Annotated in this window: 1 pseudogene; it reads left to right on the forward strand. The window is 42.6% G+C overall.

Annotated features, from left to right (window positions below):
* Nucleotides 1-336, forward strand: a pseudogene (locus AB4512_RS23535) (ATP-dependent metalloprotease); the annotation flags it as partial.

The following is a 336-nucleotide window of genomic DNA, read 5'->3' on the forward strand; positions in this document are numbered from 1 at the left end:
AGAAGAAGGTGAAGTTTTCTTAGGCCGCGGAATGAGCAAAGCGAAACACGTCTCGGATGAAACCACTCGACTTATCGATGAAGAGATTCGTATCCTAATTGATCGTAATTACGCTCGAGCGAAACAAATACTCGAAGACAATATGGATTTAATGCACTCAATGAAAGATGCATTAATGAAGTATGAAACGATTGATGCGGGTCAAATTGATGATTTGATGGATCGTAAAACCGAGATCCGTGAGCCTGCTGGTTGGGGGGAGCAAGTAAAAGCAGAACCTGCAAAGGAAGAAGCCAAGCCTGAAGCTGAAGTTAAATCTGAAGAACAAGCTAAAGC

It is taken from the genome of Vibrio sp. 10N.222.52.B7, assembly GCF_041474275.1.
Taxonomy (GTDB): domain Bacteria; phylum Pseudomonadota; class Gammaproteobacteria; order Enterobacterales; family Vibrionaceae; genus Vibrio; species Vibrio crassostreae_C.